Below are 23844 nucleotides of genomic sequence, written 5' to 3' on the forward strand. Positions count from 1 at the left end.
TTACCTCCCGCGTGCTTCGGCGATGGTCCTGGTGGTGGAGCGGCCGTCCAGGTACGGCACGATCACGGTCTGCCCGCCCCAGCGCCCGACGACCTCCGCCTCGGGCAGTGCCGGGCCGCCGTCGGCGTAGTCGCCGCCCTTGACCCAGACGTCCGGGCGCAGCCAGGCCAGCACCGGTTCGGGTGTCGGCTCGTCGAAGGTGACCACGGCGTCGACGCAGTCCAGGGCGGCCAGCAGCCGGGCCCGGTCGTCCTGTCCGGTCAGCGGGCGGCCGTCGCCTTTGAGGCGGCGTACCGAGTCGTCGCTGTTCAGGCAGACGACCAGGCAGTCGCCGAGGGACCGGGCGGCCCGCAGGGTGGCCAGGTGCCCGGTGTGCAGCAGGTCGAAGCAGCCGCCGGTGGCGACGACGGTGCCACCGCGGGCGCGCACGGCCGCGGCGAGCGCACCGGCGGCATCAGCCCCGAGCTGTCCGGTCCCAGGCCCGTCCTGGGACCGGGTAGCGGTATCAGGCGCGCCCGCCACGTAGGCGCTCGCCGCGGCGACCGCCGTCTGGACCGCCTCGGACACCAGCGCTCCCCCGGCCAGGGCGACGGCGGCCGCGACCGCGAACGCGTCCCCCGCACCGCAGGTGTCACCTCCGGACGCGGCCGGGACCGGCACCACCATCGGCGTCGGATTCCCCTGGCAGAGCACCGCGCCCCCGGCGCCCCGGGTGACCACCACCGCACCTGCCTGCCAGCGCTGCCGCAGCAGGTGACCGGCCCGCCGGGCGGTGGACAGTCCGGAGCCCCGGCCCGCGTCGCCGGCGAGCCGCCGGGCCTCGGATTCGTTCGGGGTGACCAGCCGGACGTTCGGAACCGGCGGCGGCCCGTGGGGATGCGGATCCCAGACCACCGGGGCTCCGGCCTCCTCGATCGCCGCGCGCAGCTCCGGATGCCGGGCGATGCCCCGGCCGTAGTCGCTGACCAGGATCGCGGTGGCGTCCCGCAGCACGTCCAGGACCGCGATCGGGGCGTCGCCGGGCGGTTGCGGCGGCCCGCCCCGGTCCAGCCGGAGCAGGACCTGCCCGGCGGCCCGCATCCGGATCTTCTCCGGGGTGATGCCGGGCAGTGGCAGCGCGTGGACGGTCACGCCCGCCGCGGTCAGCGCCTCGCTCAGCCAGGCCCCGGCGGCGTCCCCGGCCAGCGCGGTGATCAGCGCGACGTGGTGGCCCTGACCGGCGGCGAGCAGGGCCGCGAGCCCCGCCCCGCCGGGCCGTTCCCGCGTGGTCTCCTCGTCGAGGACCGGGGCCGGGGCGTCCGGGGCGATCCGGGTGACGCTGCCCTCGACGTCCCGGTCGAGCAGGGTGTCGCCGACGATCACGAGCCTCATAGCCGCACCATCTCCCCCAGGTCGTCGCGGTCCGCGCCGAAAGGGAGGCGGCGCTCGCCGGGCAGGTGCCGGTCGACGTACTCGCACATCAGGTGCACCGAGACCAGGTGCAGTTCCTGGACCACCTGGCTGTCGCCGGACGGGCAGCGCAGCGCCTCGTCGCAGACGTCGGCGAGCGGGTTGGGGTGCTCGCCGACCATCGCCCAGGTGTGCATGCCCGCCGACCGGGCGGCGTGCGCGGCGGCGATCAGGTTCCGGCTGCGCCCGCTGGTGGACAACACGATCAGGACGTCACCGGGCCGGCCGTGCGCACGGACCTGCCGGGCGAACACCTCGTCGAACCCGTAGTCGTTGGCGATCGCGGTGACCGCCGACGAGTCCGCGGTGAGGGCGATCGCGGACAGCGGCATCCGGTCCTCGCGGAGTTTGCCGACCAGTTCGGCGGCCAGGTGCTGGGCCTCGGCCGCGCTGCCGCCGTTGCCGGCCACCAGCAGCCGCCCGCCGCCGGACAGGTGCCGGGCCAGGTACGCGCCCCAGCGGGCGAGCAGCACCGCTTCGGCCCGGTACGGCAGCAGCGCCCGGATCAGGCCGCCGAGGTGATGCTCGACGGGATCGTTCGCGGTCATACGGCGACCTCCATACGGGCGGCGCCGACCGTGGCGTACACCTCGGTGAGGCGTTCCGCGACGCGCGGCCACGAGTAGGTGGCGGTGGCCCGGTCGGCGGCTGCCGCGGCGTACCCGAATCGTCGTGCCTCGTCGCCCAGCAACCGCCGTAACGCGGTCGCCAGGCTCCGGGGATCCCGGGGTGGGACGAGGTCGCCGGTGACGCCTTCGACGACGGTGTCGGTGAGGCCGCCGACCGCGGTGGCCACCACCGGCACGCCGCAGGCCATCGCCTCCAGCGGGGTGAGCCCGAACGGCTCGTACCAGGGTGTCGCGGCGACCACGTCGGCGGACCGGTACCAGTCGGGCATCTCGGCGGCGGGCACCGCACCGGCCAGCAGCACCCGGTCGGCGACCCGGCAGTGCTCGGCGAGGGCGAGGAGCCGGCGGGCGTACGGGTCGGCGGCCAGCCGTTCCGGTGGCGGCCCGCCGACGACGACGAGTTCGGCGCCGGGCACCGCGGAGAGGGCCCGGATACCGTCCTCGACGCCCTTGCGTGGGACCAGCCGGGCCACGGTGAGCACCCGGTGACGTCCGGGGTGCCGCGGGACGGCCGGGCCGTACGGATGGAACCGCCCGGTGTCGACTCCGGACGGCACCAGCACCATCCGGGACCGGGGCACACCCATCCGGAGCAGTTCGCCGATCTCGTCGCGGCACTGGACGACGATCCGGTCGGCGCTGGTGCCGAGTAGTCGTTCGCAGGCGATGCGCTGCTCCGGGCTGGTGTCGGCGGCGCCCTGGTGACGGCGTTTGACGGTGCCCAGGGCGTGGAACGTCTGAACCACCGGCACCGTGCAGGCCCGGCCGGCTTCCAGGGCGGCGATCCCGCTCATCCAGAAGTGGGCGTGTGCCACGTCCGGGCGCCACCGGTCCCGCCAGTCGGCGGTCAGCCACGCGGCGAACTCCGCCATGTGCGGCAGCAGCTCGTCCTTGGGCAGTTCGACGGCCGGGCCGGCGGGGACGTGCACCACCTCGGCCCGCTCCCCCATCGGCACCACCTCGGGGGTCACCGGATCGGCGCGCCGGGTGTAGACGCGTACCTCGTGGCCCTGTCCGGCGAGCGTGCCGGCCAGGGCGGCGACGTGGGTGTTCTGGCCGCCGGCGTCCACGTCGCCGAGGGCGGCGAGCGGACTGGCGTGTTCCGAGATCAGCGCGATCCGCATGTCTCCTCCTCCAGCAGGCGGTCCCAGTCGGCGAGGAACCGGTCGAGCCCGTAGCGGACGGCGGACACCTGGCGGGCCCGTTCGCCGAGGCGGGCGGCCTCGTCCGGTTCGTCGATCAGCCACTGGGCGGCTTCGATCAGGGTGTCCACCCGGGTGGACAGGATTCCGGCGCCCGGCGGGACGGCGGCGACGGCTTCGGTGGTGGCCAGGCCGAGCACCGGCATGCCCATCCGCATCGCCTCGATCAGGCTCAGCCCGAGCGACGTCCACCGGCACAGGTGCAGGTACGCGCGACGTCGCGCCAGTTCCCGGTGCATCTCGTGCTGGGGCGGGTCGTCGTGCACGGTGACCCCGGCCAGCCCGGTGACACCCATCCCGAACACGTCGACCGGAGCCACACCGGTGAACCGGCCGAACAGGTCGGTGCCGGTGACCCGGCCGCGGCGGACCGGCTCGTTGGTGACGATCGCGAGACGTTCCTGTTCGCCGGTCCAGCGGGCGGCCGGTTCGGGCACGCCGTGCTCGACGACAGCGGTCCGGGTGTCCCCGCAGTCCCAGAAAAGGTCGTTGAAGTCGGTGACGTGCACGATCAGCACGTCGTCCCGGTCGGCGAGCGGATGCCTGGTGTTCGGCACGTCGCCCTTCGGGGTGTTGTGCTCGACGTAGATCACCGGCACGTGCGGCGGGATCAGATCGAGTTCGCCGGGCCGCTGCGCGATCGCCACGTCGACGTCGCCGATCAGGTCGAGCCGGGTCTCCTCCACCGAGGACGGCCAGTCGAAGGTCCGGGCCCGGCCGCGGCCCCACTCGTCGCGGGAGTCGTTGACCGGCACCAGATACCGGTGTTTGCCCTGGACGAACGAGGTCGTCCAGGAGCCGTGCACGTGCCAGATCAGGATGTTCACGCGGCCACCTCGCCGTGGATCGGTCGTGGGACGGTGACGCCGAGCAGGCGTACCGCGGTGCGGACGTCGTCCGGGCCGACCCCGGACAGACAGGGGTGACCGGGGACCGGGCAGCGGGTGGCCCGGGTGTCGCGACAGGGGGCGGCCGGGTCGCCGAGGCGGACGGCCGGAACCCGGTAGGGCCCCCAGCGTCCGTACGGCACGGTCGGGGCGTACAGGCTGATCACCGGTGTCCCGACCGCCGCGGCCAGGTGGGCCGGGCCGGTGTTCCCGGTGATCAGGACGGCCGCGCCGGCGATCAGCGTGGCCAGGCCGGACAGTGTCATCGGGCCGGCGTCGTGCCCGGCGTCCCCGGCGACGAAGGCGGCCAGCCGCCGCTCCCCCGGCCCGCCGGTGACGATCACCCGGTGCCCGTCGGCGGCGAGCGCGGCGACGATCGCGCGCAGGTTCTCCGGCGGGCAGGACCGGGCCTCGCAGCTCGCGCCCGGATGAACCACCAGGTGGTCGCCGCGCGGCGCCGGGGGCACGGTCACCCGCAGACGGCCGTCGTCGTCGGTGGGAAGAGCGAACCCCGCGGCGGCCGCGACACTGCGGGCCCGTTCCGGTTCGGGCAGTTGCTGCGGTACGCGATGCCGAACGTCCAGCAGCGACCCCGGATAGTCGTCGCTGATCGCGGTGATCCGGCCGATGCCCGCCATCCGCAGCAGCAGCGCCAGTGGCAGCGCCGACTGATGGAACGAGGTGAAGACGACGGCCTCGTCCGCGCCGATCCCGCGCAGCCGTTCGACGAGCGCCCGCATCTCCGCGTCGTCGACCGCCTGCGGTTCCGGGTCGATCCACGGCAGCCGCTGTTCGACGATCTCGTCCACGCCGGGAAGCAGGTCAGCGGCGGCCCGCCCGCGCGGCCCGCACAGCAGCACCACACGCTCTGCCCCGGCCGCCAGGGCCCGGATCGCCGGCCCGGTGACCAGCACGTCCCCCACCGAATCGGCCCGGACCGCGAGAACGGTTCCCCGGGATCCCGCCGGCACCGGTTGCAGCAACGCCTCGTGGGCCAGGATCAGGTCGGCCGCTCCGGCCAGGTCAGCGGCCTGGAAAGGGGCGGCGGCGATCTCCTCGCTCCGGGTGATCGCGGTGGGCACCAGGATGCCGGCGGCCCCGGCGGCGAGGGCGGCGTCCATGTCCCGGCCGATGTCCCCGACCACGACGCAGCGCGCGGCGACGGTCCCGAGCGCGGTCGCGGCGGCTTCGACCAGGCCGGGCGCGGGTTTGCGGCACCGGCAGCCGTCGTCCTCGCCGTGCGGGCACACCTGCCAGTCGTCGAACGGCCCGAGCAACTCCTCGACCCGCCGGTTGACCGCCGTGAGTTGTTCAGCGCCGAACCGCCCGCGGGCCAGCCCCGACTGATTGGTGACGACCCCGAGCCGGAACCCGGCGGCCCGCAACCGGTCGAGCGCGGCCCGGGCGCCGGGCATCGGCACGACCTTCGCCGGATCACCGTTGTAGGGCACGTCCACGACGAGGGTCCCGTCCCGGTCGAAGAGCACCGCGTCGAAGAGCCGCCCGCTCACCGGCGGACCCCGCCCCCGGGGATCGTGATCGCGGTGGTCGGGGCGGTCACCCGCAGCGGGCCGCCGGGGGTGTCACGCAGCGGCCGCGCCCCCGTCCAGCGGAACCAGCCGCGCACCCAGTGGGCGATCGCCAGCGGCGGGATGACCGCGCTGGTCAGCAGCATGGTGGTGACCTCGCGACGGTCCCGCGGGCCGGGTGCGATGCGGGCGGCGGCGAACTCGGCGGTGCCGGCCGCCCATCCCGCGGCGGCCACGGCTCCGGCCACCGTCCAGGCCCGGGAGCGGCGACCGCCGACGGCCCGGACCGCGGCGATCGCGACGGCGGTGACGAGGCAGGCGGTGATCGCGGCGTGCCGGGAGCGGCGGCCCGGCGGGATGTCGAGCAGGGTGCGCCACCGGGGGCCGTACAGGCGGCGCAGCAGGGCGTCGTCGCTGTTGCCGCGCTGGGTGCGGAGGCTGACGACGCTGTTCTCCGGACGTACCGGATGGGCTATCGATCGTGAACCGACCGCCAACCGCCAACCGGCGCGCTGAACCCGGTGGGCCAGCTCGGCATCCTCCCGGAAGGCGCGCGGCAGGCGCTCGTCGAAACCACCGGTGCGGATCAACGCCGCCCGGCGGTAGGCCATGTCAGCGGTGATCCAGCGGCCGTCGGCCAGCCCGGCGGTGACACGTTCCCAGTCGGTGGGGCGGCGGCCGGACGGCAGCGGCACCCACACCCGGCCCTGCACTCCCCCGGTCCGGGGCGGCGCCGACCGCAGGTCGTCCTGGAGACGGGCGATCCAGTCCGGTTCGGGGATCACGTCGTCGTCCAGGAAGGCGATCCACTCGTGCTTCGCCGCCTGCCAGCCCCGGTTGCGGGCGGCGGCCGGCCCGGCGGCGGACCCGGCGACCATCCGGGCCGGCGGTGGGAGGTCGAGCGGGACCGCGCGGTCCGGCCGGTCGTCCACCACGATCAGTTCCACCCGGGCGGGCAGCGGGCCCAGCGCCTCCAGCAGGGTTCGCAGGCAGGTCCGCCCGAGAGTGGGGACGACGATGCTGATCACCGGCCGGCCCCGGTGGCCCTCGGGACGGCGAACGGGCCGAGGGCCAGCAGGTCGACCGGGGCCGAGCCGAAGATCTCCAGGGCCTCCCGCGGGGTGTCGGCCATCGGGCGACCGGCCGTGTTCAGCGACGTGTTGACCACCACCGGCAGCCCGGTGAGCTGCTCGAACGTCTCCAGCATCGCGGCGACGAGCGGTTCGTCCTCGCGGTGCACGGTCTGCACGCGGGCGGTGCCGTCCACGTGGGTGACGGCCGGGATCCGGTCCCGCCAGCCGGGTCTGACCCGGTGCACGAAGAGCATGTACGGGCTGGGGTAGACGCCGTCGAAGACGTCGTGGAAACGTTCGGCGCGGACCATCGGGGCGATCGGGCGGAACTGTTCGCGGCCCTTGACGTCGTTCATCCGGGTCTGGGTGTCCCGGTCGCCGGGGTGGGCGAGCAGCGAGCGGTGCCCGAGGGCGCGCGGCCCGTACTCGCTGCGCCCCTGGTACCAGGCGACGATGCCGTTGCCGGCCAGCACCCGGGCGGCCTCGGCGGCGATCGATTCCGGCCGGTGGTAGGGCACCGCGGCCCGCCGCAGTTCGGCTTCCAGTTCGTCGTCGGTCCAGCCGCGGCCGAGGGCGGCGGTGGTGAACGGGACCACCTCCTCGCCGAGTGCCAGGGCGGCGCCGAGGGCGGTGCCGGCGTCCCCGGCGGCGGGTTGCACCCACACCCGGTCGAACGGTCCCTCAGCGGCGACCCGGGCGTTGGCGACGCAGTTCAGCGCGGTCCCGCCGGCCATGGTCAAGGTCCGCAGACCCCCGGAGGCGTGGTACGTCCACCGGGCCAGCTCCAGCATCACCTCCTCCAGGCGCACCTGGACGCTCGAGGCCAGGTCGGCGTGGGCGTCGGTCATCTCCTCGCCGTCGGCACGCTTCTTGGCGAGGGCGTCCCAGTCGATGCGCTCGATGGTGAAGCCACCGTCGCCGGTGGGCCGGACCAGCTCGCGGAGCAGGCCGAGGTGCCGTGGGGTGCCGTACGAGGCGAGGGCCATCACCTTGTACTCGTCGCTGGAGTGCAGGAAGCCCAGGTGCCGGGTGAGGTCCTCGTAGAGCAGGCCGAGCGAGTGCGGCAGTTCCTGTCCGCGCAGCACCTCCAGCCGCCCGCCGCGGTAGGCGCCGGCCAGGTGGCTGGCGGATTCGCCGCGGCCGTCGAGGACCAGGACGGCGTTGTCCTCGGGCACGCTGAGCCCGGCGGACGCCGCGTGCGCGACGTGGTGCGGCACGAACCGGACCCGGTCCGGGTCGAGTCCGGGCAGCGCGGTGGCCAGGAACGCGGGCGCCCGCCGGGCGTAGTCGACACGCAGGTGGTCCCACGGGTCGCCGGCCACCTCGTCGCGGCAGAGCGCCGGGTCGAACGAGTAGGCGACCGCGTCGAGGTCCTCCGGGCGCAGTCCGGCTTCGGTCAGGCACCAGGCGGCGGCGAGCTCCGGCAGTTCCCACGCGGCGAACGGCACCGGTCGCTTGCCGTGCTTGCGGCGGCTGAACCGTTCCTCTTCGGCGGCGGCCACCACCCGTCCGTCGACGATCACCGCCGCCGACGGGTCGTGGAAGATCGCGTTGATCCCGAGAACTCGCATGGGGCGGCGGATACCCCTGGTTCGGCCGACTACTCGCTCGATCACCGACTTCTCCGGAAAGCTTCAAAATCAACACTGAGCTGGAAAGATACTTGTCATCCTCAAGTGGATATTTGTTGCCCGTAAAGTTTTATCGGCGGCAGCGCGGGAAGCCTGCGCGCATGTATGAAGCCGCTCAGTTCATCGACGGACGTTGGTCTGCCGGCACCTCCGGACGTGTCCTGACCGTCACGGATCCCCGCGACGACACCCCGGTCACCCGGATGCCGGTCTCCGGCGCGGACGAGGTGGCGGCGGCGGTCCGGGCCGCGCGGGGTGCCGCCCCGGCCTGGGCCCGGACCTCCCCCTCGGCCCGGGCCGGCGCGCTGCACGCCGCCGCGACCGCGATCGAGGCGGCGGCCGGTGAGCTGGCCGGGATCATGGCCGCCGAGATGGGCAAACCGGTCGCCGACGCGCAAGACTCGATCATGGCCGGGGTGGGCACCCTGCGGCAGTACGCCGAACTCGGCCCCACCCATCGCGGCCGCACCCTGGCCGGGGACGACGCGGCGATCGACCTGATGGCGTTCCGTCCCCGCGGGGTGGTCGCGGTGATCACGCCGTGGAACGATCCGGTCGCCGTCGCCTGCGGACTGCTCGGCGCGGCCCTGGTCACCGGCAACACGGTGGTCCACAAACCCAGCGAGCGCACCCCGGCGACCGGCTGGCGGCTGGCCGGACTGGTCGCCCCGCACGTACCGCCGGGGGTGCTGAACGTGGTGCACGGTGACGGCCCGGTCGGCGCCGCCCTGGCCGCGTCGCCGGTGGACGTGGTCGCGCACGTCGGCTCCACGCCGGCCGGCCGGTCGATCGCCGCGGCGTGCGCCGGCACCGGGGCGAAGGCGCTGCTGGAGAACGGTGGCAGCGACCCGCTGATCGTCGACGCCGGGGTGGATCCGCAGTGGGCGGCCGGGCAGGCTGCGCTCGGCGCGTTCGCGAACTCGGGCCAGATCTGCGTGGCCGTCGAGCGGATCTACGTGCACCGGGATGTCGCGGAGGCGTTCACCGACGCGCTGACCGCCGAGGCCGCGGCCTGGGGTGAACGGATCGGGCCGCTGGTCGACCGGCGGCTGCGTGACACCGTGCACGCGCAGGTGAGCGCCGCGGTCCGGGCCGGCGCGACCGCGCTGCACGGCGGACAGATCCCGGCCGGGGCGGGCGCCTGGTATCCGCCGACGGTCCTCACCGGCTGCGCCGACGACATGGCGGTGATGCGCGAGGAGACCTTCGGGCCGGTCGCCGCGACGGCCGTGGTCGAGTCCTTCGAGGAGGCTCTGACCAGGGCTTCCGACTCGCCGTACGGGCTGGCGGCCACCGTGCTCACCGCTTCGATGAGCCACGCCCAGCGCGCCTGGCGGGAACTGCCGGCGGGCACCGTGAAGATCAATGCGGTCTTCGGCGGCGCCCCCGGCGGTTCCGCGCACCCGCGCCGGGCCAGCGGGCAGGGTTTCGGTTACGGCCCGGAACTCCTGGACGAGATGACCGCGGTCACCGCCGCCCACCTGGAGGCGCCACCTACCGGCTGGTGAGGCGGCCGCGCAGGTCGGTGGCGAAGAAGTCGAGGAAGCCGTCCGGGTCCGGGCCGGCGTTCATCAGGACCACATGATCAAAACCGGCCTCGCGGTACGACGTGACAGCCTCCGCGTACGCCGCGGGATCCGGCCCGACGACGAAGTTGGCGCGGATGTCGTCCTCGGTGACCGTCGCCGACGCCGCCTCGAAGTTGACCGGGTTGGGCAGCTCGGCCATCACCTTCCAGCCGGTGACCGCCCAGCGGGTGGTGCGGTGCGCCTCCCGGACGGCCGCCTCCTCGTCCGGCGCCCACGCCACGGCCACCTCCGCGTACCGCGGCCCCTTGCCGCCCTTCTCCACGAACGTGTTCACCAGCTCGGCGTCCGGGTCGGTGGCGAACAGCCCGCTGCCGTGGGTGGCGGCCAGTTCGGCGGCACGCGGGCCCCCGGCGGCCACCGCGATGGCCGGCAACTCGGGCGGCAGGTCGAACACCCGGGCGTCCTCCAGGCGCAGATACCGTCCGTCGTACGACCGGTAACCGCCCTGCCAGAGCAGGTTGATGATGTCGAGCGCCTCCCGCAGACGCTCGTGCCGTTCGTCGACACTGCCGAAACCCTGGCCGACGACGTGCTCGTTGAGCCGTTCGCCGGAGCCGACACCGAGCGTGAACCGGCCGTCGGACAGCAGCGCCAGGGTGGCGGCGGCCTGCGCGATGATCGCCGGGTGGTAGCGGACGGTCGGGCAGGTCACCCCGGTGGCCAGGCCGAGCGTCTCGGTCCGGGCGGCGATGGCGCTCAGCACGTTCCACGCGAACGGCGAGTGCCCCTGCACGTCCAGCCAGGGGTGGAAGTGGTCGCTGATCTCCACGAAATCGAACCCGGCCTGCTCGGCGCGTACCGCCTGCCGGACCAGTTCCTGGGGGCCGAAGGCCTCGGCCGCGAGCTTGTATCCGATCCTCATGACGCCCCGGTTCCCACGGATGAGCGGGGCAAACGCTGCTGTTAGGGTCGGTGTTCGTGAGCGAGCGGATCATCGGCGGCCGGACCTACAACTTCTCCCGCCGGATCGTGGTGATGGCGATCGTCAACCGCACGCCCGACTCCTTCCACGACAAGGGCCGCACGTTCGCGCTGGCGAAGGCGACCGAGGCGGTGGAACGGGCCGCCGACGAGGGCGCCGACTGGATCGACATCGGCGGGGTGCCGTTCGCGCCCGGGCCCGAGGTCAGCGCGGCTGAGGAACTCGACCGGGTGATGCCGGTGGTGGAGGCCGCCCGAGGGCTGGCCGTCGTCTCGGTCGACACGTTCCGGCCGGAGGTGGCCCGCGCGGTGATCGAGGCCGGCGCCGGGGTCGTCAACGACACGTCCGGGCTGCGCGATCCGGCGATGGCCGACGCGGTGGTGGGCACCGACGCTCAGCTGGTGATCTGCCACAGCCTGGCGGCGCCGCGGACCGCCTACCCGAGCCCGCGCTACGGCGACGTGACCGAGGAGGTCGGCGCGTTCCTGCGGGACCGGGTGGCGCTCGCGCTGTCCCGGGGCGTCCGGCCGGACCAGATCATCATCGATCCCGGTCACGACCTGAACAAGAACACCCACCACTCCCTCGAACTGACCCGGCGGCTGGACGAGATCGCGGCGATCGGTTACCCGATGCTGGCGGCGCTCAGCAACAAGGACTTCATCGGCGAGACCCTGGACCGCCCCCAGCAGGAGCGGCTGGCCGGCACCCTGGCCACCGCGGTCTTCGCGATCCTGCACGGCGCCCGGATCCTGCGGGTCCACGACGTCCGCGCCCACTACGACGCGGTCCGGATGACCGAGGCGATGCTGGGCTGGCGCGAGCCCGTCTACACCAGGCACAACATCTGAGACCTGGTCCGGCCACCGTCCCGGCGTCGCCGCGCGCCCGGACGGATTTCACCGGCTCCAACCGCTATTTCTGGTACGGCAGGGCACGCAGCAGGTCGATCATCCACGGGTCCGGGGGCACCGCCTCCGGGCCGAGCACCCGCATCGCCCCCAGCACGGTGATCAGCATGCCGTGTGCGAAGAAGTCGCGGGCCTCCTCGGCGGTGCACCCGGTCAGCTCCCGGACCAGCTGGAACAGCTCGCCGTAACAGCGCCGGACGGCGTCGCCGAGCCCCGGGTCGGACCCGGCCGCGAACCCGTGCAGCAGCACCACCAGCAGGTCACGCTCGTCGAGCAGCGTCTTGTAGGCGGCGCCCAGCCCGGCCAGGGTGGGGTCCTCGGCGGCCGCGTCCCGCCAGATCCGGCCGACCCGGTCGCCGGCGTGCCGCACGGTCGCCAGGAACAGCTCCTGTTTGGAGCCGAAGAGCCTGATCACGTACGGCTGGGAGACCCCGGCCAGCCTGGCCACCTGGTCGGTGGTGGTGCCCGCGTAACCGCCCCCGGCGAAGGCGGTGACGGCGGCGGCCACCAGCTGGGCGTGACGTTCCGGAGCGGTGAGGCGGGTGCGGACCATGTTGACAGGTTATCAGTCGATGCTTACCGTGTTTAGTTATCAGTCGATAACAACTTACGGGGGAACTCGTGGCCACCACCAAGCACCGCCCCTTCGGGCTGGTGATCGCCGCCGTCGGCATCCCGGCCTTCATGGGCGCGCTGGACAACCTGGTCGTCAGCACCGCGCTGCCGGTGATCCGCACCGAGCTCGGCGCGTCCATCTCCGACCTGCAGTGGTTCGTCAACGCGTACACGCTGCCGTTCGCCGCCTTCCTGCTCACCGCCGCCGCGCTCGGCGACCGCCTGGGCCGCCGCCGGGTCTACCTGGCCGGCATCGCCCTCTTCACCGCCGCCTCCGCCGCGGCCGCCCTCTCCACCGAGCCGTGGCAGCTCACCGCGGCCCGCGCGATCCAGGGCATCGGCGGCGCCGCCATCGCACCGCTGTCGCTGACCCTGCTGGCCGGCGCGGTCCCGGACCGGTTGCGCAACGCGGCGGTCGGCATCTGGGGTGGCATCACCGGCCTCGGCGTCGCGGTCGGCCCGGTGGTCGGCGGCGCGGTCGTCGACGGTCTCACCTGGAACTGGATCTTCTGGGTCAACGTGCCGATCGGCGTCGGCGCGCTGATCCTGGCCGCGGTGGTGCTCGACGACTCCCGCGGCGGGGCCCGCCGTCTCGACCCGCTCGGCCTGCTGCTGTCGGCCTCCGGCATGCTGCTGCTGATCTGGGGCATCGTGGACGGCCCGGAGCGCGGCTGGACCACCGGCCGGGTGCCGGTGATGCTGGGCGCGGGTGTCGCGCTGCTCGCCGGTTTCCTGGTCTGGCAGGCCCGCAACCGGACGCCGATGCTGCCCCTGACCCTCTTCCGGTCCCGCTCGTTCAGCCTGGTCAACGCGGTGTCGCTGACGTTCTCGGCGGGCGCGTTCGGTTCGGTCTTCCTGCTCGCCCAGTATTTCCAGGTGACCCAGGGGCTGAGCCCGCTGGAGTCCGGGCTGCGCACCCTGCCGTGGACCGCCGCGCCGATGGTGGTGGCGCCGCTGGCCGGCATCTTCGGGGCCCGGCTGGGCGTGCGCAACCTGGTCGTCGCCGGTCAGGTGCTGCTGGCCGGCGGGATGCTCTGGATCGGCCTGATCCTGTCACCGGACGCCACCTACCCCGAGTTCGTCGGCGCGTTCCTGCTGGCCGGTGTCGGCATGGGCCTGACCTTCGCACCGATCAGCACGATCACCCTGGCCAGCGTCTCGGACCTGCAGCGGGGCGTGGCATCCGGCACCAACAACACGATCCGCGAGTTCGGGGTGGCGGCCGGGGTGGCCGCGCTGTCGTCGGTGTTCAGCACGTTCGGCGGGTTCGCCGGCCCGCAGGAGTTCGTCGACGGCGCGGTCCCCGGCGTACTGACCGGCGCCGCGATCCTGGCGGCCGGCGCCCTGGTGGCCACGTTCCTGCCCCGCGACGCGGCGATCCCGGCGGCGACCTCTGAACAGGCGCCCGCCGAAGCCGCGGTGCCGGCCTGAAACACCCTGTTGCGTGTTCGCAACACGGCTGCAACGATGGCCTTCGATTCTGCGCCGTCCGGTCAGCGCGACTCACCGGCCTCCGTCCTCGGCCGTGATCCACGCATTCGCTCTCCCCGGTCCGGACGGCGGAGAAGCCCACCGCCGGCCTCCCCCGGCGAGCTGTGTGAGACGTGTGCCGGCCTTCCGACCGGCACACGTTTCCCGTTCAGCAACCGCCCCCGACCGGCGCACGGCGCACACGTCGGAGAACCCGGCAAGCCAAGATCGGCGATCAGCGCGTCCCGCGCCGAGGCGGAACGTGCGCTCGATGCCGAAACCGCCGGCCGGCACCGGTCGACCTTGAATCACCACAACCCGAGCGGCTTCGGCTCGCCGCGGTGGGCGGGTGCTCGCCGGCGAGGACGGTGCGGGTGACCGCACGATCGACGTCCCAGGTGGCCGTGAGCCCTGGCCTGAAACGTGAACTCCGGATCGCCGGTCTCAGAGGCGCGTCACGACGCGGAAGCGTTCGAGCACCGCCTGGGTGTCGTCGGTGATCGTGAAGGCCGGATCCCCCAGCCAGCCGCGGTAGTCCTCGCTGTGCCAGTAGGTCTCATGGCCCGCACGCCACTCGGCCACCGTCGTGAAGCCCTCACCCTCGTCGATGGCGTGCGCCAGGTCGACGTCCCCGACCCGGGCGATACGAACCTCGGTCACTTCGAGCACGGCGACCGGCTGGCCGGCCGAGTCGATCAAGGCCGAGCGTTGACCCACGGCGGGCAGCGGTTCCGGCTCGACCTCGTAGTCCTGCAGCAGGCCGGTGGTGCTGGTCTTGCGCCCATCGAGCACAGCAGCGACCAGCTTGTCGCGCAGCGGGCCGGGAAAGGCGAGACAGTAGTGCGGCAGCTCGTCGGTCACCCGGCGAGGCTAGCTGATTGAGTCTTGAGTATTTGCTGGTGGATGTACGTTCTGGCGTGCGGACGTATCGACATGGAGAAGGGTGTCGTTGTCTGCTCGTGACAGCTGACATCAACACTGATCACCACCGGGCAGGTCATCCTGGCCGACCGCGGGTTCGCCAGCCCGGAGTTCGACCGGTTCTGCGACCGGCAGGACATCCACCTCGTACGCCCGAAACGCGCCAACGCCACAGCCGACGCCGTACGCACCCCCGCAGAGAAGGCCCTGCTCCGAGCCCGCCGATGGATCGAGTCGATCTTCCAGACCCGGAAAGGCCGGCTCTCCCTGGAACGACACGGTGCCCGACGCCACGACGGCCTGTTCGCCCGCGTCGATCAACGCCTACTCGCCCTGGCCGCCGTGATCTGGCACCATACCAACATCGGCGCACCCCATTGACCAGCAAATATTCAAGACTCAATCATCTCTGTGCCATTCCCGCTCGGGCACCCCGTTTCCCGCCCAACTGCGCTTCGGGACGAACCAGGCCGGCTTTCTCCAGCAGAGAAGAGCCCGTACCCGGCGAGTCAGCGGGTCACCTGCTTCCGCTGACTCGATCCGAGCACTGAGGCCGGACATCTCCCCCGGCTGAATCTTCCGGCCCACCCCAGCCGAGGTGACTAGCCGTTGCGCTTGTCGCGCCAGGTCAGGGCCTCGCGGAGTTCGGTGAGGTCGGGTTCGGGGCCGCCGACGCCGATGGTGAACAGGCGGGCGCCGAGTTCGTACATCTTCTCGCGGGTGTCGGGGCTGGAGGCGACCGAGACCTCGATCTCGGCCGGGTCGCGGCCGATGGTCTCGCAGTGGCCGCGCAGGACGCCGAGTTTGCGTTCGAGGGTTTCGGCGTCGGAGAAGCTGTGCCAGATGGTGGCGTGCCGGGCGACCAGGCGCAGGGTCTTCTTCTCGCCGCCGCCGCCGATCAGGACGGGGATGTCGCGGGTGGGTTTCGGGTTGAGTTTGGCCCAGCGGGATTCGATGCGGGGCAGGGAGACGGCGAGGTCGTCGAGGCGGCCGCCGGCGGTGCCGAATTCGTAGCCGTATTCGGTGTAGTCGCGTTCGAACCAGCCGGAGCCGATGCCGAGGATGAGGCGGCCGCCGGAGATGTGGTCGACGGTGCGGGCCATGTCGGCGAGCAGTTCCGGGTTGCGGTAGCTGTTGCAGCTGACCAGGGCGCCGATCTCGGCCCGGCTGGTGGACTCGGCCCAGGCGGCGAGCATGGTCCAGCACTCGAAGTGCAGGCCGTCGGGCTCGCCGTACAGCGGGTAGAAGTGGTCCCAGTTGAACAGGATGTCCACGCCCAGCTCGTCCGCTTCGGCGGCGGTGCGGCGGATGGTGGCGTAGTCCATGTGTTGTGGCTGCAGCTGCAGTCCGATGCGAATCGGCCTCTCGGTCATAGGGGCGAGCCTACGTCCGGCGCCGGGCCGGGGCGGTGAACTCGCCGGGGCGGAACGCTTTCGGGGCGGGCCCGGACTGTTAACCTCGCGGATTGAAGCCGGGCGATGCGGCGGCTTTCTGAATCCCGGCGATGTCGCGCCATCGCCGGTCACGCGGGAAGCGGATTCGGGGCGGTGACGGGGATGTCCGGCTGGTACGAACGATGGCGGCGGATTCTGGGCCCGCTACTCGGGGTGATCGTCATCGTGCTGGCCCTGCTCGTCCACCCGCTGGACACGGTGCCCGAGCTGAGGGTCTGCGCCGACCCGGTGACGGTGAACGTGGTCTCCTCGACGGAGAAGGCCGGGCCGCTCGCCACCCTCGCCGACCGGTACAACGCGGCGGCTCACGACCCGGAGATCCGGTGCGGGGAGATCAGGGTGCACAAGGTCTCCTCGGGAATCGCCGAGGAGCTGCTGGCCGATCCGGATCACCAGGACGCGGCGATCAGCGAGGCCGACCGGGCCGCGGTCAGGTCGGCGCACGTCTGGGCGCCGTCGTCGGTGGTCTGGCTGGAGCAGCTCGACCTGGACAGCAGATCCGGTTACGGCCAGCGTCCGGTGCGCTCGCTGGCGGCCAGCCCGCTGGTGCTGGCGATGACCGAGGCGACCGCCGGGCCGCTGGGCTGGCTGGACCGGCCGCCGACCTGGCGGCAGGCGATGGACGCGCTCGGCGACGACCTGTTCTACACCCAGGAGAATCCGCGGACGTCCACGTCGGGGGCGATGGCCACCTTCCTGACGTACGCCGCGGCCGCCGCCGGGGACGGTGAACTGGCTCCGGCAACTCTGACCGCCGAGGGGCTGCCGTCGCTGAGCGGGTTCGTGCGGACCGTGCAGTCGGCGGCCAAGGGCGGTTTCCTGAACGACTCCGTCGAGATCCTGCGCGGGTGGAACCAAAGCGCCAACATCCCGGCGAACACCATGATCATGGTGCAGGAGCAGATGGTGTACGGGTTCAACGACGGACTGTTCCCGCGTTACCTGGACAGCCGGCAGACCGGGCGGAAACCGGAGGTGCCCCTGGTGGCGATCCATCCGGTCGGGCCGTCCGGGATGGCCGAGTCGATCGTGGCCGATCACCCCTGGGTTCCGCTGGACACCGCCGGAGACGACGAGAAGGCCATTGCCGAGCACTTCCTGTCGTACGTGATGAAGAACTGGAACGTCCTCTGCGACGCCGGGTTCCGTTCCCCGGTCGGCAACGGGTCGGTCGGCTGCGCACCGGCACGCCCCGGGGAGACCGCGGTCGTCTCGCTGCCGCTGCCGGACGGCACGGTGCGGTCCGAGATGGTGCGGCGCTGGCTGGACCTGCGGTCGAAGCGCCGGATCACCATCGCGATGGACGTCTCCGGCAGCATGCGGGACGAGCGGCTGCGGGAGGCGACCCGGGCGGTGGCCGACGGGGTGGGGCTGATGCGGCCGACCGACCAGGTGGAGATCTTCCAGTTCGCCGGTACGGAGAGCCATCGCAGCCCGTACTGGTCGATCCGGGACCTCGCCGACGTGGGAACGGGCTGGGCGGCGGAGGCGGCCCGGCTGGGCTCCGCGCCGAGGGACGAGACGCTCACGAAACGGTCGAGTGTGCACACCACCGTCCGGGACCTGTACGACCGGGTCGCGGCCCGGCACGCGAGCGGTGGTGGCGGCACCCTCGACGTGCTGATCGTGCTCAGTGACGGCGTCAACGACTGGAACGACGGGATCTCCGACGCCGCGGTCTGCGCCCATCTGAAGAAGAACAGGGTGGACGTGCCGGTGCACACCATCCACTACGACCCGGGCATCTACTCCGCGGAGCAGCAGCGGGACGGGGCCGCGGCGCTGGAACAGTACGCCAACTGCAGCGGCGTCTCCGGTCAGGCGGCCGAGAGCAGCAGCAACAGTCAGGCCCTGCGCAACATCATGAGCCAGGTGCTGGGCTCAGCCTGACCATTTCCGGCCACCCATGAACGTCACGAATCCGGCCAGTCCGGCGGCGAGGGCGGCCTGGCCCACCGGCTGGCCGGCCCACTGCCACAGTCCCGCGAATCCGGCGCCACCGAGCAGCACGGCGATGGCCAGCGGGTGATCGCCGTGCAGCCGTGGTCGTGACCGCGATCCGGTTTGCGGGTTCTGGAGGAATTTCCTCATCTCGGTCTCCAGCTCCGCCACGCTGTCGACCACGACCGGGCTGTGCTTCTCCCGGAGAGCGTCCCGCAAGAGATTCTGCCGGTGCTTCTCGCTCGTGTCCCCGGCGTTGAAGTCATCTGCCCGGGAAAAGTTGCCGTTCCCGCTGATGAGGATGATCAGGTATGGCTTGCCGCTCCGGCGAGCTATCTCGATCCCGAGTTGTGGATACGATTTCCACGGCCTTCCCCAAACCCGCTGTCCGTAGCGGAGGCCGACCACGAAGACGTAATTCTGGATCTCCTTCATCCGATCGCGGTACTGCCGGGCGGTCAGATTCGAGCCCAGCCTCGCACCGGATGTGGCCAGGGGGATCGCCGCGGCTTCCAGCGCTGCCGTGGCGAAGGAACGATCTTTCGGGGTGTTCTCCAGCTCCTCGGTGAAACCGACCAGAACCTTTTCGCCATTGAGCATGATCTTGAAATCGTTGTTCTGGGTGTTGTTGTTGCCGAACTGCGCGCCGTGGACGCTCACCGGTTCCTCCCCCCGACGCCCCGCCAGTGATGTCAGCGACCATGGTGCGGCCGTGTCGTGGCGGATCGCAAGGCGCCGGGGGTGGAATGCGGGACGTGGGTGGGGGCAGTCGTCAGCAGGAGGAGACGCTGTAGTTGAAGAGGGTCTCCACATCGGCTTCGGTGTTGCTCATCGACATGGTGCTGGTGGAGGTGGAGGTGCCGGCGTCGACCCGCAGCTCGGTGTTGACGTTGAGGACGCTCTGCGAGCCGCATTCCGCGTACGTCATCACCGGCGCCACGTCCCAGGTGGTCCAGAGCCCGTTGTACGGCCCGGTGAAGGTCACGTCCTTGCGCTCGGTGGCGGAGGCGCCCTGCCAGTAGTAGCTGGTGCGCTGCAGGGCGGTGGCGCCGGACTTGAGGGCGGCCCGGCCGCGGTAGTTGGCGGAGGCGATCGCGATGGTCCAGCCGTCGGGGATGGACACCAGGACGCCGAGCTGGCAGTTCTTGCGCCGGTCGACGATGTCGGCGCTGCCGCCGGCGGAGGCGGTGAAGTCGCGGTAGCGGACCCGGAAGCCGGTGCCGTCGGCGTTGGGCACGACCGAGGCGGTGCCGGGGGCGCAGCCGGATCCGTTGGCGGCGATCACCTCGACGGTGATGGCCGGGGCGGCCTGGGCCGGAGCGGCGCCGAGTGGGAGCGCGAGGGCCGCGCCGAGCACGGCCGCGAGCACACGATTGCTGCTTTTCATGGGGGTCCTTCCAAAGGGGAACGGGCGCATCGGCGACCACCGTAGTGGCGGCCATCCGACATTCACAAGTATGAATTGCTATTGATCTAGGAACTCGGGAAAAACGGCCGGCCAAACCTCCGCAAAAGGACATCGTGCGCGGCATTTGTCGGGTTCCTGCCCGGCATTCCTCTTTACCGTACGGCGGCAAGAAATCCCCCATCGACGTTTACAGCTGTTGACTTCTATTGAAGTGCATCAATAGCTTGAGCCGACCGTTCCCGATCCCGAAGGGGATAAAAATGAGAAGTTTGTTAACCCGTGGCTGCGTGGTGCTGGCGTTCCTCGCGTCATCGCTGCTGGCCGCGACGCCGGCCCAGGCGGTCATCGTCATCGTCGACCCGCCGCCGGCCGGTCAGATGACCATCCAGCTGGTAGCGATGGCCGGCTCGGGCTGCGCCCCGGGCACCGCCGACGTGGCCATCTCGCCGGACAACTCCGCGTTCACCGCGATCTACAGCGCCTACCTCGCCCAGGCGGGCCCGAACATCCCGGTGACCGAGAACCGGAAGAACTGCCAGCTCAACGTGTCGGTCAACGCCCCGGCCGGCTTCACCTTCGCGATCGCCAAGGTGGACTACCGCGGTTACGGCTACCTGCGGTCCGGCGCGACCGCGCAGCAGCGGGCCAACTACTACTTCCAGGGCATGACGGTCGGCGCTTACGCCAACCACGCGATCGGCGCGCCGCTGGACGACAACTGGCTCATCACCGACGAGGTCCCGATCGCCTCACAGGTCTACCGCCCCTGTGGTGAGCAGCGCAACCTCAACATCAACACCGAGTTGCGGGTCGCCCGGGGCTCGTCGACCGACGTCAGCTATCTGACGATGGACTCCACCGACGGCAGCATCCAGACGATCTACCACTTCAACTGGATGCGGTGTAACGCGAAGTGAATGAAAGAGGCGATGGACTTGGAAAAGTCCATCGCCTCTTGAAAACAGCCGTTCAGCGGGCGATGTAGCCGCCGTCCACGTACAGCTCGGAACCGGTGACGAAGGACGCCTCGTCACTGGCCAGGAACAGCACCGCGTTCGCGACCTCCTCCGGCCGGCCGACCCGGCCGAGCGGGGTCACCTCCACCAGCGGCGTGCGGTCGGTGTCGCCCATCATCGGTGTCTCGATGAAGCCCGGGTGCACGCTGTTGACCCGGACCCCGAGCGGCGCCCACTCGATGGCGATGTTCTTCGTCAGCGTCCGGACCGCGCCCTTGGCGGCGTGGTAGGCGGGCGACGCGCCGAACCCGCCGGACGCGGCGAAGATCGAGCTGATGTTGACCACCGAGGCGGCCGGTGCGGCCTTGAGCAGCGGCGCGAACGCCTTCGTGCCGAGGAAGACGCTGGTCTGGGTGACCGCGACGACCTTCTCGTACGTCGCCAGATCGGTGTTCTCCAGCACGTCCCGGTCACTGATGCCGGCGTTGTTGACCAGAATGTCCAGCCCACCGTACGTCTCCCGCACGGTCGCCACCGCCCGCTCCCACGCGGCCTCGCTGGTGACGTCGAGGCTCAGGTAGAGCCCGCCGATCTCCTCGGCCGTCCGCTTGCCGAGCGTGTCCTGTACGTCGGCGACGATCACCGTCGCGCCCTCGGCCGCCAAGCGCTGGGCGGTCGCCTTGCCGATGCCGCCGGCGGCTCCGGTCACCAGTGCGGTCTTGCCTGTCAGTCGTGCCATCACGGTCCCCCTGGAAGAAGCAATACCTGTACGGTACGTCTCGTACAGGTATAAGGACCCTGTGATTCGCGCGATGACGGTGAAGGGAACCGATGGCCGGCCGGAAACGAGACCCCGAGGCACACCGGGCGGCACTGGCCGCGGCCGAGGAGCTGCTGATCGAGATCGGCTACCACCGGGTCACGATGGAGAAGATCGCCGAGCGTTCCGGTGTGGCCAAGATGACGCTCTACCGCTGGTGGCCGAACAAGGCGGCGGTCGTCACCGACGCGGTCCGTGACCGGCTGGCCCCGGACGACGTACCAGCAGATGATCTTGAAATCTTGAAAGCCCTGGTCACCGCCCTGACCCGCTATGGCGACGCCAGTGTGGTGGCCGCCGCGATGAGCAGCCGGGGCGAGGCCGGGCGAGCCGACCTGCGCGACATCCTGCACCCGTGGGAGCAGGCGCTGACGGCGGTGACCGGCGATCCGGTCACCGCCCGCGCCCGGCTGGGCTACGTGGTCTACCGGGTGGTCTTCCTGCTGGAGGAGATCACCGAGGACGACCTCAGGACACTGGTGGCGAAGACCTCAGAACGACCTTCCCCCGTACGTGACCGGTCTCGCTGAGCCGGTGCGCCCCGGCGGCGTCCTCCAGGGCGAACACCCCGGCCAGCGGCACCGTGAGGCCGGGCACCGCGGCGGCGATCGTCAGCGCGTCCCGGGACTGCGGTTCGGCGCCCGGTCCACCGGTCCGGGACATCCGCACCCCGTGCTCGGCGCCGGTGAAGTCGGCGATCGTCACCACCCGCGCCGGCCCGCCGGCGATCGCGACCAGCTCGGCCAGTGATCCGGAGCCGGCACAGTCGAACACCGCGTCGACCGGGCCGTCCAGCCGGCCGGCCAGCCCCGGGCCGTAGGTGACAGGCGTCGCGCCCAGCCCGGCGAGGAACTCGTGGTTGCCGGCGCTCGCGGTGCCGATCACCCGCGCGCCCCGGGCCCGGGCCAGCTGCACCGCCATGCTGCCGACCCCGCCGGCGGCGCCCTCGATCAGCAGGGTGTCACCGGACCCGATCGCCAGCAGATCGAGGACCCGTACCGACGTCTCGGTGTTGCCCGCGGCGCCGCCGGCCTCGTCCCAGCTCCATGCCGCGGGCTTGGGCCCCCACAGGGTGAGGATCGCGAAGTCGGCGTTGGCGCCGCCCATCCGCTCCAGGCTCGCCATGCCGTAGACCTCGTCGCCCACCGCGACCCCGGTCACGCCGTCGCCGATCTCGTCGACCACGCCGGCCGCGTCGATGCCGAGGGTGTGCGGCAGGGTCAGCGGGATCAGCTGCTGGAAGGCGCCGGAGCGCAGCTTCCAGTCGGCCGGGGTGACACCGGAGGAACGCACCGCGATCCGGATCTCGCCGGGGCCGGGGTGCGGCTCGGGGATCTCGGCGACCCGCAGCACGTCGGCGGATCCGTACTCGAAGAACTGCAGTGCTCTCATGCCCGGCACGCTATCCGGAACGCCCCGTCCACTTGGCTAAAGTGAGAGCCGTGACGGTGAAGATGACTCAGACGCTCCGCTCGGACGCCCGCGACAACCGGGAGCGGATCCTGACCGCGGCCCGCGAGCTGTTCGCCGAGGGCGGCCTCGACGTGCCGATGCGGGAGATCGCCCGGCGGGCCGACGTCGGCCCGGCCACCCTCTACCGGCGGTTCCCGACCAAGGAGTCGCTGGTCGTCGAGGCGTTCGAGGAGCAGTCCCGGGCCTGTGAGGTGGTGCTGGAACGGGCCGTCGCCGACACCGACGCCTGGCGCGGCCTGTGCCGGCTCGTCGAGGAGATGTTCGACCTGCACGCCCGGGACCGCGGGTTCACGGCGGCGTTCCTCGCGGCGTACCCACAGGCCGTCGACCGGGCGACCGTGCTGGAGCAGGGTTATCTCGGTGTCGCCGACCTGGCCGCCCGGGCCAAGGCCGCCGGAAAGCTGCGCGCCGACTTCACCGTCGACGACTTCATCCTGGTGCTGCGGGCCAACGGCGGCCTGCGCCCGGCCGACTCGCGCCGGTTCGCCGCCCTGACCATCCAGGGATTCCGCGCTTAAGCACACGTCCCGTCGAGCTTTTGGCCGATGGTGGCGAACTCGCCGTTCAGGAAACCCTTCGGGTCGGGCCGCTGGGCGCCCTCGGTCAGCGCGTCGGCGATCTCCCCGACCGCCGCCCGCTGCGCCGGGTCGGTGCTCTTCTCGCCGGCCGCCGCGATCTCGGCCGCCATCGCGGCGAACTGCTTCTTCAGCCCCTCGGCGTCCTCGTTGACGGTGAACTCGGCCAGCCGGACCGCGCCCTCGGTGAGCGTCCGGTAGACGGCCGTGCACACATATTCCGGCTGCCCGGCGGAGGCCGACGGGATCGGCGCGATGCTGACCGGGACCGGCACCGAACCCGGTGGCACGTCGATCTCGATGCCGTCACAACCGGCGAGCGGCAGCAGGATCGCGACGGCCAAGGCGATGCGGCGACGGTGCGACATACTCAAACCCTTCGATGGCGT

Annotated in this window: 23 protein-coding genes and 1 pseudogene; 8 read left to right on the forward strand and 16 right to left on the reverse strand. The window is 71.9% G+C overall.

What is annotated here, in order from left to right; translation table 11 throughout:
- From Aco03nite_RS23400 to Aco03nite_RS23430, 7 genes are read right to left on the reverse strand one after another with little or no spacing between them, the layout of a single operon-like run.
- Positions 1-1371 carry a PfkB family carbohydrate kinase gene (locus Aco03nite_RS23400; RefSeq protein WP_203797861.1) on the reverse strand — a complete coding sequence of 457 codons (1371 nt, stop codon included), beginning with the start codon at positions 1369-1371 and terminating at the stop codon, positions 1-3.
- Positions 1368-1997 carry a D-sedoheptulose-7-phosphate isomerase gene (locus Aco03nite_RS23405; RefSeq protein ID WP_203797863.1) on the reverse strand — a complete coding sequence of 210 codons (630 nt, stop codon included), beginning with the start codon at positions 1995-1997 and terminating at the stop codon, positions 1368-1370. The genes Aco03nite_RS23400 and Aco03nite_RS23405 overlap by 4 nt, the downstream gene beginning before the upstream one ends.
- Complete coding sequence (locus tag Aco03nite_RS23410; RefSeq protein ID WP_203797865.1) at positions 1994-3202, reverse strand: glycosyltransferase; 1209 nt, start codon at positions 3200-3202, stop codon at positions 1994-1996. Before Aco03nite_RS23410 ends, Aco03nite_RS23405 begins: the two co-directional genes overlap by 4 nt.
- A complete protein-coding gene (locus Aco03nite_RS23415; RefSeq protein WP_203797867.1) occupies positions 3187-4107 on the reverse strand; it encodes a glycosyltransferase in 921 nt (306 codons plus the stop codon). Before Aco03nite_RS23415 ends, Aco03nite_RS23410 begins: the two co-directional genes overlap by 16 nt.
- Entirely contained in the window at positions 4104-5678 is a 1575-nt protein-coding gene (locus Aco03nite_RS23420) for an HAD-IIIA family hydrolase (RefSeq protein ID WP_239145367.1), read from the reverse strand. The genes Aco03nite_RS23415 and Aco03nite_RS23420 overlap by 4 nt, the downstream gene beginning before the upstream one ends.
- Positions 5675-6724 (reverse strand): glycosyltransferase family 2 protein, encoded by a 1050-nt coding sequence (locus Aco03nite_RS23425; protein WP_203797869.1) that lies wholly within the window; start codon positions 6722-6724, stop codon positions 5675-5677. The genes Aco03nite_RS23420 and Aco03nite_RS23425 overlap by 4 nt, the downstream gene beginning before the upstream one ends.
- The gene (locus Aco03nite_RS23430) at positions 6721-8340 is read right to left on the reverse strand and encodes a carbamoyltransferase family protein (protein WP_203797871.1); all 1620 of its coding nucleotides are present in this window, start codon (positions 8338-8340) and stop codon (positions 6721-6723) included. The genes Aco03nite_RS23425 and Aco03nite_RS23430 overlap by 4 nt, the downstream gene beginning before the upstream one ends.
- 161 nt (positions 8341-8501) lie before the next feature.
- Here Aco03nite_RS23430 and Aco03nite_RS23435 point away from each other — a divergent pair, with 161 nt between their 5' ends.
- Positions 8502-9908, forward strand: a complete 1407-nt coding sequence (locus Aco03nite_RS23435) for an aldehyde dehydrogenase family protein (RefSeq protein WP_203797873.1) — start codon at positions 8502-8504, stop codon at positions 9906-9908.
- On the opposite strand, the gene Aco03nite_RS23440 is transcribed toward Aco03nite_RS23435, so the two are convergent.
- Positions 9895-10851 carry a TIGR03557 family F420-dependent LLM class oxidoreductase gene (locus Aco03nite_RS23440; RefSeq protein WP_203797874.1) on the reverse strand — a complete coding sequence of 319 codons (957 nt, stop codon included), beginning with the start codon at positions 10849-10851 and terminating at the stop codon, positions 9895-9897. The genes Aco03nite_RS23435 and Aco03nite_RS23440 overlap by 14 nt on opposite strands.
- Positions 10852-10964: 113 nt before the next feature.
- Here Aco03nite_RS23440 and folP point away from each other — a divergent pair, with 113 nt between their 5' ends.
- Positions 10965-11762: a dihydropteroate synthase gene (gene folP / locus Aco03nite_RS23445; protein ID WP_203798216.1), complete on the forward strand. Its 798-nt coding sequence runs from the start codon at positions 10965-10967 to the stop codon at positions 11760-11762.
- Between the two features lie 64 nt (positions 11763-11826).
- On the opposite strand, the gene Aco03nite_RS23450 is transcribed toward folP, so the two are convergent.
- Positions 11827-12375 carry a TetR/AcrR family transcriptional regulator gene (locus Aco03nite_RS23450; protein WP_203797875.1) on the reverse strand — a complete coding sequence of 183 codons (549 nt, stop codon included), beginning with the start codon at positions 12373-12375 and terminating at the stop codon, positions 11827-11829.
- A 68-nt stretch (positions 12376-12443) separates the two neighbouring features.
- Between Aco03nite_RS23450 and Aco03nite_RS23455 the strand changes: the two genes are divergently transcribed.
- The gene (locus tag Aco03nite_RS23455) at positions 12444-13868 is read left to right on the forward strand and encodes a DHA2 family efflux MFS transporter permease subunit (protein WP_239145369.1); all 1425 of its coding nucleotides are present in this window, start codon (positions 12444-12446) and stop codon (positions 13866-13868) included.
- Positions 13869-14351: 483 nt separating this feature from the next.
- On the opposite strand, the gene Aco03nite_RS23460 is transcribed toward Aco03nite_RS23455, so the two are convergent.
- Entirely contained in the window at positions 14352-14768 is a 417-nt protein-coding gene (locus Aco03nite_RS23460; protein ID WP_203797876.1) for an ASCH domain-containing protein, read from the reverse strand.
- A gap of 117 nt (positions 14769-14885) precedes the next feature.
- Between Aco03nite_RS23460 and Aco03nite_RS54755 the strand changes: the two are divergent.
- Positions 14886-15209 (forward strand): annotated as a pseudogene (locus Aco03nite_RS54755) (transposase family protein); the annotation flags it as partial.
- Between the two features lie 221 nt (positions 15210-15430).
- Here the strand turns inward: Aco03nite_RS54755 and Aco03nite_RS23470 are convergent.
- Positions 15431-16201, reverse strand: coding sequence for an LLM class F420-dependent oxidoreductase (locus Aco03nite_RS23470; protein WP_203797878.1), 771 nt, complete (start codon positions 16199-16201; stop codon positions 15431-15433).
- 183 nt (positions 16202-16384) lie between these two features.
- Here Aco03nite_RS23470 and Aco03nite_RS23475 point away from each other — a divergent pair, with 183 nt between their 5' ends.
- Positions 16385-18172: a vWA domain-containing protein gene (locus tag Aco03nite_RS23475; RefSeq protein WP_203797880.1), complete on the forward strand. Its 1788-nt coding sequence runs from the start codon at positions 16385-16387 to the stop codon at positions 18170-18172.
- Here the strand turns inward: Aco03nite_RS23475 and Aco03nite_RS23480 are convergent.
- Positions 18164-18883 (reverse strand): DUF4062 domain-containing protein, encoded by a 720-nt coding sequence (locus tag Aco03nite_RS23480; RefSeq protein WP_203797881.1) that lies wholly within the window; start codon positions 18881-18883, stop codon positions 18164-18166. The genes Aco03nite_RS23475 and Aco03nite_RS23480 overlap by 9 nt on opposite strands.
- Positions 18884-18995: 112 nt before the next feature.
- The gene (locus Aco03nite_RS23485) at positions 18996-19610 is read right to left on the reverse strand and encodes a DUF4360 domain-containing protein (RefSeq protein ID WP_239145370.1); all 615 of its coding nucleotides are present in this window, start codon (positions 19608-19610) and stop codon (positions 18996-18998) included.
- Between the two features lie 281 nt (positions 19611-19891).
- Here Aco03nite_RS23485 and Aco03nite_RS23490 point away from each other — a divergent pair, with 281 nt between their 5' ends.
- Positions 19892-20548, forward strand: coding sequence for a DUF4360 domain-containing protein (locus Aco03nite_RS23490; RefSeq protein WP_203797882.1), 657 nt, complete (start codon positions 19892-19894; stop codon positions 20546-20548).
- A 52-nt stretch (positions 20549-20600) separates the two neighbouring features.
- On the opposite strand, the gene Aco03nite_RS23495 is transcribed toward Aco03nite_RS23490, so the two are convergent.
- Positions 20601-21326, reverse strand: coding sequence for an SDR family NAD(P)-dependent oxidoreductase (locus Aco03nite_RS23495; protein ID WP_203797883.1), 726 nt, complete (start codon positions 21324-21326; stop codon positions 20601-20603).
- Positions 21327-21418: 92 nt separating this feature from the next.
- Between Aco03nite_RS23495 and Aco03nite_RS23500 the strand changes: the two genes are divergently transcribed.
- Entirely contained in the window at positions 21419-21937 is a 519-nt protein-coding gene (locus tag Aco03nite_RS23500) for a TetR/AcrR family transcriptional regulator (protein WP_203797884.1), read from the forward strand.
- On the opposite strand, the gene Aco03nite_RS23505 is transcribed toward Aco03nite_RS23500, so the two are convergent.
- Entirely contained in the window at positions 21876-22799 is a 924-nt protein-coding gene (locus Aco03nite_RS23505; protein WP_203797886.1) for an NADP-dependent oxidoreductase, read from the reverse strand. The two genes, Aco03nite_RS23500 and Aco03nite_RS23505, sit on opposite strands and share 62 nt — an antisense overlap.
- A 50-nt stretch (positions 22800-22849) precedes the next feature.
- Between Aco03nite_RS23505 and Aco03nite_RS23510 the strand changes: the two genes are divergently transcribed.
- Positions 22850-23398, forward strand: a complete 549-nt coding sequence (locus Aco03nite_RS23510) for a TetR/AcrR family transcriptional regulator (RefSeq protein WP_239145371.1) — start codon at positions 22850-22852, stop codon at positions 23396-23398.
- On the opposite strand, the gene Aco03nite_RS23515 is transcribed toward Aco03nite_RS23510, so the two are convergent.
- The gene (locus Aco03nite_RS23515; RefSeq protein WP_203797887.1) at positions 23395-23823 is read right to left on the reverse strand and encodes a hypothetical protein; all 429 of its coding nucleotides are present in this window, start codon (positions 23821-23823) and stop codon (positions 23395-23397) included. The genes Aco03nite_RS23510 and Aco03nite_RS23515 overlap by 4 nt on opposite strands.
- Between the last annotated feature and the right edge of the window lie 21 nt (positions 23824-23844).

This window comes from Actinoplanes couchii, from assembly GCF_016862075.1.
In the GTDB taxonomy this organism is placed as follows: Bacteria; Actinomycetota; Actinomycetes; order Mycobacteriales; family Micromonosporaceae; genus Actinoplanes; species Actinoplanes couchii.